This window comes from Corallococcus praedator, from assembly GCF_003612125.1.
In the GTDB taxonomy this organism is placed as follows: domain Bacteria; phylum Myxococcota; class Myxococcia; order Myxococcales; family Myxococcaceae; genus Corallococcus; species Corallococcus praedator.
In genome coordinates this window covers 1-6,154 of sequence record NZ_RAWI01000489.1, presented here as the reverse complement: position 1 = coordinate 6,154, position 6,154 = coordinate 1, and the positions used below count along the sequence as shown (strand labels likewise).

Annotated in this window: 8 protein-coding genes; 6 read left to right on the top strand and 2 right to left on the bottom strand. The window is 70.9% G+C overall.

What is annotated here, in order from left to right; translation table 11 throughout:
* Positions 1-496, top strand: a 496-nt coding sequence (locus D7Y13_RS36925; RefSeq protein ID WP_120630957.1) for an ureidoglycolate lyase, incomplete at its 5' end; no start/stop codon positions are given.
* A 117-nt stretch (positions 497-613) separates the two neighbouring features.
* Positions 614-1,423: a class I SAM-dependent methyltransferase gene (locus tag D7Y13_RS36920; protein ID WP_158620326.1), complete on the top strand. Its 810-nt coding sequence runs from the start codon at positions 614-616 to the stop codon at positions 1,421-1,423.
* Between the two features lie 4 nt (positions 1,424-1,427).
* Here the strand turns inward: D7Y13_RS36920 and D7Y13_RS36915 are convergent, their stop codons facing one another.
* On the bottom strand, positions 1,428-2,342 hold the full coding sequence (locus D7Y13_RS36915; protein ID WP_120583038.1) for a DMT family transporter: 915 nt from the start codon (positions 2,340-2,342) through the stop codon (positions 1,428-1,430).
* A gap of 121 nt (positions 2,343-2,463) precedes the next feature.
* Between D7Y13_RS36915 and D7Y13_RS36910 the strand changes: the two genes are divergently transcribed.
* Together D7Y13_RS36910 and D7Y13_RS36905 are read left to right on the top strand one after the other, a co-directional pair.
* Positions 2,464-3,411, top strand: coding sequence for a LysR substrate-binding domain-containing protein (locus D7Y13_RS36910; protein WP_120583039.1), 948 nt, complete (start codon positions 2,464-2,466; stop codon positions 3,409-3,411).
* Between the two features lie 70 nt (positions 3,412-3,481).
* Positions 3,482-3,781: a hypothetical protein gene (locus tag D7Y13_RS36905; protein ID WP_120537929.1), complete on the top strand. Its 300-nt coding sequence runs from the start codon at positions 3,482-3,484 to the stop codon at positions 3,779-3,781.
* A 65-nt stretch (positions 3,782-3,846) separates the two neighbouring features.
* Here D7Y13_RS36905 and D7Y13_RS36900 read toward each other — a convergent pair whose 3' ends face one another.
* Positions 3,847-4,482 carry an NAD(P)-dependent oxidoreductase gene (locus D7Y13_RS36900; protein ID WP_158620327.1) on the bottom strand — a complete coding sequence of 212 codons (636 nt, stop codon included), beginning with the start codon at positions 4,480-4,482 and terminating at the stop codon, positions 3,847-3,849.
* 176 nt (positions 4,483-4,658) lie between these two features.
* Between D7Y13_RS36900 and D7Y13_RS36895 the strand changes: the two genes are divergently transcribed.
* Both D7Y13_RS36895 and D7Y13_RS36890 read left to right on the top strand, forming a co-directional pair.
* Positions 4,659-5,213 carry a MarR family winged helix-turn-helix transcriptional regulator gene (locus D7Y13_RS36895; RefSeq protein WP_120537928.1) on the top strand — a complete coding sequence of 185 codons (555 nt, stop codon included), beginning with the start codon at positions 4,659-4,661 and terminating at the stop codon, positions 5,211-5,213.
* The coding region (locus tag D7Y13_RS36890; RefSeq protein ID WP_147452588.1) for a chloride channel protein at positions 5,200-6,154 on the top strand (955 nt) is incomplete at its 3' end. The genes D7Y13_RS36895 and D7Y13_RS36890, both read left to right, overlap by 14 nt.

Here is a 6,154-nt window from a genome sequence, read left to right as displayed (position 1 = left end):
CGTCGCGCGCCCCCTGACGCCGGAGGCCTTCGCACCCTTCGGTGACGTCGTCTCCGCCGGGCTCAAGAGCGGCGCCTCCGCGAACCAGGGCACCGCGGTGCGCTTCGACTGGTCGGCGAAGCTGGAGAGCGATCGCGCGGGCGCGAAGCCCAACCTCGCGGTGTTCCGCTCGGTGCCGCAGCCCCTGCCCTTTTCGGTGAAGCTGCTGGAGCACCACCCCCGCTCCAGCCAGGCGTTCCTGCCGATGCGCTGCTCACGGTTCCTGGTGTGCGTCGCGCCGACCGCGCCGTCAGGAGGACCCGACCTGGACGGGCTGGTCGCGTTCGTCTGCGGCCCCGGCCAGGGCGTCAACTACCACCGGGGCGTGTGGCACCACCCCATCATCGCGCTCGACACCCCCGCCGAGTTCGCGATGCTCGCGTGGGAGGACGGGAGCGCGGAGGACTGCGTCGTACGCCAGTTCTCCGCCCCCCTCTCCGTGCTCGTCGGGGACTGAAGCCCCGGTCCCCAACACGGCCAGGCACAGCGTCGTCACGACCCTCATTGCGGACCTTCCTTTCGGAAGAGGACGCATCTCATGCAAGCTGCGGGCGGGCTTCCAAGGAGGGCGTGCATGGCCAACGCTGTATCGAAGACCGCGTATTACACCCTGGGCTGCCGGGTGGCGGATGCGCGCAAGCCCCGTCCCCTGTGCGGCGACACCTTCGCGTCGCGGTTCATGAACGACGAGGCCCGGCAGGTCTGGGAGCGCTTCCAGTCCTTCACCCAGCCCAATGCCAGCAATGCCGCCCGGCATCAGATCATCGACACGCTGGTGCAGGAGGAGCTCGACCGCGATCCCCAGGCGCGGGTGGTGGTGCTCGGCGCGGGCTTCGACACGCGGGCCTACCGCCTGCGGGGCGGACGGTGGCTGGAGATCGACGACGCCAGCATCATCACCCAGAAGGACGCGAGCCTTCCGGTGACGGAGGCGAAGAACCCCCTGGAGCGCATCGCCATCGACTTCGCCACGGAGTCGCTCGCCGCCCGGCTGGCGCCGTACCGGGATTCGCGGCGCACGCACGTCATCATCGAAGGCGTGCTCATGTACCTGACACACGCCCAGCGCCGGGACATGCTCGCCGTGCTCCGTGACGTGTTCCCCCAGCACGCCGTGTATTGCGACCTGATGAAGGCGTCCTTCTTGAATGCCTACAGCCGCGACCTGTACGCGGTGCTGTCCGAAATGGGCGCGTTCTTCCAGGACATGACGGATGCCCCGGAGGCCGTCTTCCTGGAGGCCGGCTACACGCCCGCGTCCTCCACCTCCGTCCCCCTGCGCTCGGCGGAGCTGGCGGGCCAACGGGTGCCCGCCTTCGTCATCCGCCACGTCCTGCGCCCGGTGCGCGACGGCTACCGCATCTGGAAGTTCGAGCGGACCTGACGCCTCACGGCGCCTTGCGGACCGGGGGCGGCTGCCCCAGCGCCACGCTGCCCAGGATGAGCGTGCCCGCGATGAACATGGAGGGCGTCAGCGGTTCGTCCAGCAGCATCCAGGCCCAGGCCACCGCGAACAACGGCACCAGGTACGTGACGGACACGGCGCGCGCCGCGCCGATGCGCTGGATGAGGCGGTAGTACACGGCATACGCGAAGCCGGTGCAGACCATGCCCAGGGACGCCGCCGCCATCCACGGCCGCGCCCCGATGGGCTCGGCTGGCCACGTGGCGATGGCGAAGGGCAGCATCAGCAGCGCGGAGCAGGACAGCGTGGCGGCGGCCACGGCCGCGGCGGGCAGGCCGGTGAGGTGGCGCCGCACCATGTTCGCGCCAATGCCATACAGGAACGCGGCCAGGGTCCCCGCCGCCGCCGCCCAGGCGATGCTCTCCCCCGCCGCCTTGCCGCTGGCCAGCACCACCACCCCGACGAAGCCGGTGAGCAGCGCCACCGCCCGCTTCACGCCGATGCGCTCCCCGTAGAAGAGGAACGCCACCAGCGCGGTGAACAGCACCGCCATGCTGTTGGTGATGGCCCCGATGCCGGCGGGCGCACGCCGCGCGGCCCAGGCGAACAGCGCGAAGGGAATGGCCGAGTTGAGCACGCCCACCAGCGCCAGCTTCGGCCACAGGCCGGGCCCGAAGGACGCCCGCGCGCGCCACAGGAACGGCATCAACACCAGGGCGCCCAGCGCGAGCCGCAGCTCCACCAGCGGCAGCGGGCCAAAGGCCGGGGCCGCGATGCGCATGAACATGAAGGACGCGCCCCAGATGGCGGCCAGCCCTCCCAGCTCCAGCGGCGTGAGCCACGCCCGGTTGAGGGTGGGTGATACGGGGTGGGGATGGGTGAGACCGGAAGCACTCATGGCGGGTCTCCTGAGCGGAGGAATGAACCAGGTTTCTGACTGGACCTCTTTTCACGCCCGCCCCTTTATTCGACAAGCGCATACTTTCCGGGTCAGCCACAAGCCAGATTTGAGGCTCCTCATGACCCTGCTGCGCACGGATCTGCTTCCCGCCCTGGCGGCCTTCGAGTCCGCCGCCCGCCACCAGAACTTCGCCCATGCGGCGGAGGAGCTGCACCTGACCGCCAGCGCGGTCAGCCACCACGTCCGCAAGCTGGAGGGGCGGCTGGGCATCGTGCTGTTCCAACGGCACGCGCGCGGCGTGGCGCTGACCGCCGAAGGACGACAGCTCGCGGATGCCGCCAGCAACGCGATGGCGGACATGGACAGCGTCCTGGGCACCCTGCACCGCGCGCGGGACGAGGACGACGTGGTGCGCGTCACCACCCTGCAGTCGCTGGCCTACGCGTGGCTGCTGCCGCGCCTGCCCCGGTTCGCCGCCGCGCACCCGCGCGTCCGCCTCCACGTCGACACGACGCTGTCGCTGACGCGCTTCGACGAGGGCGGCCCCGACGTGGGCATCCGCTATGGCCAGGGGCCCTGGACGGGCCTGAGCGCGCAGCCCCTGATGGGCGACTCGCTGTTTCCCGTGGCCTCCGCGAAGCTGGGCGGCATCGAGCAAGCGCGGGACGCGGAGGACGTCGCGAAGCTGCCCCTGGTGGCCGACCTGTCGCGGCAGGGTTGGGCGGACTGGTTCCGGGCCGCGGGCGTGCGGACCACCCGGTTCGACGAGCGCTACAGCTTCAGCGACTCCACCGGCGCGCTGATGGCCGCGGTGCAGGGCCTGGGCGCGGCGCTCGCCCGCGAGAGGATTGTCGCGCCGTACTTCGCGGACGGACGGCTGGTCCGACTGCCCGGGCCCACCGTGCCCACGCGCTACAGCTACTTCGTGGTGACCCCGGCGCACCGACGGCCCCGCGCCGCCGTGCGGACCTTCATCGATTGGCTGCTCACGCAGCCCTCACTGCTCGACCCCATGGTCGCTCCGACGCAAGGCGTTGCACCGTCACGCCGGAAAGTTCGGCAATGACTGCCCAACCTTTTCCCTGACGTCAAAAGGGTCCACACTGGCCGCGCAGTTCCCCTCAAGAGGAGCACGCATGCGCACGCTGATGAAGTCGCTGCTGACGTTCTCGGCTGTCCTTTCCCTCGCGCCCATGACTGCCTTTGCCCTGCCGCCCCAGTGTGATGACATCTGCTGGTCGGCGGATTGCGACACGCCGTGTGGCATGCGCAACCGCTGGAGCACGTGTGGGGCATGGGACCCGGGACTGTGCGTGGGCGCCGTGACGCCCTCCGAGCCCTCGGCCTCGGTGACGCCGGATGAGGCCCGCGACGCCGAGCAGGTCTGCAGCGAGGAGAACCCGACCGCCGAGCAGGCCGTCACCGCGGGGAGCTGAGTCGCGGTGTCCGTTCGCGAGGTCCGGGAGTCACGTCTCCGGGCCTCGCGGCGGGCCAGGCCTTTTCAGCCGCCCAGCTGGACCGCGTGCTTCACCCAGGTGTCGACCTCCACGGCCTTCACGAGGAAGTCCGCCACGTCCGCCCGGGAGATGGCGAAGGGCACCTTCTCCAGCGCGGTCTTCGTCACGTACCGCCCGCGCGCGGGCCCGTCGGTGAGCCGGCCCGGCCTCGCGATGACCCAGTCGAGCCCGCTGCCGCGCACGAGCTGCTCCTGCCGGTCGTGGTCCTCGAAGGGCAGCTTCAGGATGAGCGACCTCACCAGGGTCCGCACCACGACGTTCATGAGCGCCTGGCTCTCCCCCGCCCCCATCGCGCTCAGCACGGACAGCTTGCGCACGCCGTGCGCCTTCATCGCGTCGATGACGAGGCCGGTGCCCTGGGTGAAGTAGTTCGGGTTCTCCTTGAACGCCTTCAGCTGCGTCGCGGACGCGGTGAGGATGACCGCATCCTGTCCGCGCACGGCCTCCTCCACGGAGGCGCGCTGGTGGAAGTCCCCCTTCATCCGCGTCAGCTTCGGATGCTCCAGCACCAGCTTCTCCGGGCTGCGCGCGAAGGCCGTCACGGCGTGCCCTCGCTCCAACGCGGTCCGGACCGCGGCCGCACCTGTTCCCTGCGATGCCCCGATGACCACGATTCGCATGTCGCTGCCCCTCCCTGGGCGCGACCGTAACGCCGGGCCCCCCACACCGCCAGGGTTCCGCATCCCCACCGAGGGTCCGAGCCTGCGTCCCGACAGGAGCCCCGTCCCCCGGCTGCCCGGCCTGCCCGCGCTTTCGCTTGTGCCCGCGCACCAAGGCCCGTAGCTTGGGCAGATATATGGGTTCCCATTCAAATCGCTCCGCGCCATCGTCCGAGGTCTCCGGCGAGGTGCGCTCGGCCATGGAGAGCGTGCGCCGGCTGGTGCGCGTGTTGAGGGTCTCCGCGCGCGCCTCCGAACGGCTGGTGGGCATCAGCGGTGCCCAGCTCTTCATCCTCCAGGAGCTGGCGGAGGCCGGGCCCTGCTCCATCAACGCCCTGGCGGAGCGCACGCTGACGCATCAGAGCAGCGTGTCCGTCGTCGTGGCGAAGCTCATCGAGCAGGGACTGGTGAGTCGCAACCGGTCCCCCGAGGACGGCCGCCGGGTGGAGGTGTCGCTGGAGCCCGCGGGCCGGGCCCTGGTGAAGAAGGCGCCTCCCATGGCCCAGGCGCGCCTCATCTCCGGCTTGCGCGAGTTGGAGCCACGCGTGCGCACCGGCCTGGTTCAAGGCCTGGAGGCCTGGGTGCGGGAGCTGGGGCTGGAGGGCGACGTGCCCTCGCTCTTCTTCGAGGACGAAGCCGCGCGCCCTTCCAGGAAACGCAAGTCACGGGAGCACACGGATGAAGAAGCCTGACGTAGAACGCATCGAGGAAGCGGTAGGAGAAGGACCCCAGGCGCGAGAACAGCTCCCGGTGGCCCCGTCCATGGGCCCCGCGCTCGCGAACCTGCGAGCGCCCCGCCTTCATGAGTCGGTGGACCGGCGCGCGGTGTTCATCAGCGCCATGGCGGTGGTGCTCGCGGTCGTGGCGGCCCTCGTGGCCCAGGGGCTGGGCGCGCTGATCCACTTCTTCACGAACCTCGCCTTCTTCGGCCGGCTGTCGGTGCAGCCGGCGTCGCCCGGGGACAACACGCTGGGCCTCTGGGTCATCGTCGTTCCCGTGCTGGGCGCGATCGTCGTGGGCCTGATGGCGCGCCATGGCTCACGGGCCATCCGGGGCCACGGCATCCCCGAGGCCATGGAGCAGGTGCTGTACAACCAGAGCCGCATCCCGCCCCGGATGACCCTGCTCAAGCCGCTGTCGGCGGCGATCGCCATTGGCACGGGCGGCCCGTTCGGCGCGGAGGGCCCCATCATCGCCACCGGTGGCGCGCTGGGGTCGCTGCTGGGCCAGGGCCTCCATGTGACGGCCGACGAGCGCAAGGCGCTGCTCGCCGCCGGCGCCGCCGCGGGCATGGCCGCCACCTTCGGCGCGCCGGTGTCCGCGGTCCTGCTCGCCGTGGAGCTGCTGCTCTTCGAGTTCAAGCCCCGCTCCGTCATCCCCGTGGCGCTGGCCACCGCCACCGCCACCGGCGTGCGGATCGCCTTCATGGGCGGCGCGCCGGCCTTCGTCATCCCGGACCTCGTGACGCCTTCCGGAAGCGCGCTCGCCTTCTATGGGGTGATGGGTGTCGCCATGGGCATGGCGTCCGTGGTGTGCACGCGCGCGGTGTACTGGCTGGAGGATGCGTTCGAGAAGCTCCCCCTGCACTGGATGTGGTGGCCCGCGCTGGGCGGCGTCGTGGTGGGGGTGGTGG

Bases quoted from the DNA above. Each gene is read 5' to 3' on its own strand.
- D7Y13_RS36920 (WP_158620326.1), top strand. From the start codon at position 614: ATGGCCAACGCTGTATCGAAGACCGCGTATTACACCCTGGGCTGCCGG.
- D7Y13_RS36915 (WP_120583038.1), bottom strand. From the start codon at position 2,342: ATGAGTGCTTCCGGTCTCACCCATCCCCACCCCGTATCACCCACCCTC.
- D7Y13_RS36910 (WP_120583039.1), top strand. From the start codon at position 2,464: ATGACCCTGCTGCGCACGGATCTGCTTCCCGCCCTGGCGGCCTTCGAG.
- D7Y13_RS36905 (WP_120537929.1), top strand. From the start codon at position 3,482: ATGCGCACGCTGATGAAGTCGCTGCTGACGTTCTCGGCTGTCCTTTCC.
- D7Y13_RS36900 (WP_158620327.1), bottom strand. From the start codon at position 4,482: ATGCGAATCGTGGTCATCGGGGCATCGCAGGGAACAGGTGCGGCCGCG.
- D7Y13_RS36895 (WP_120537928.1), top strand. From the start codon at position 4,659: ATGGGTTCCCATTCAAATCGCTCCGCGCCATCGTCCGAGGTCTCCGGC.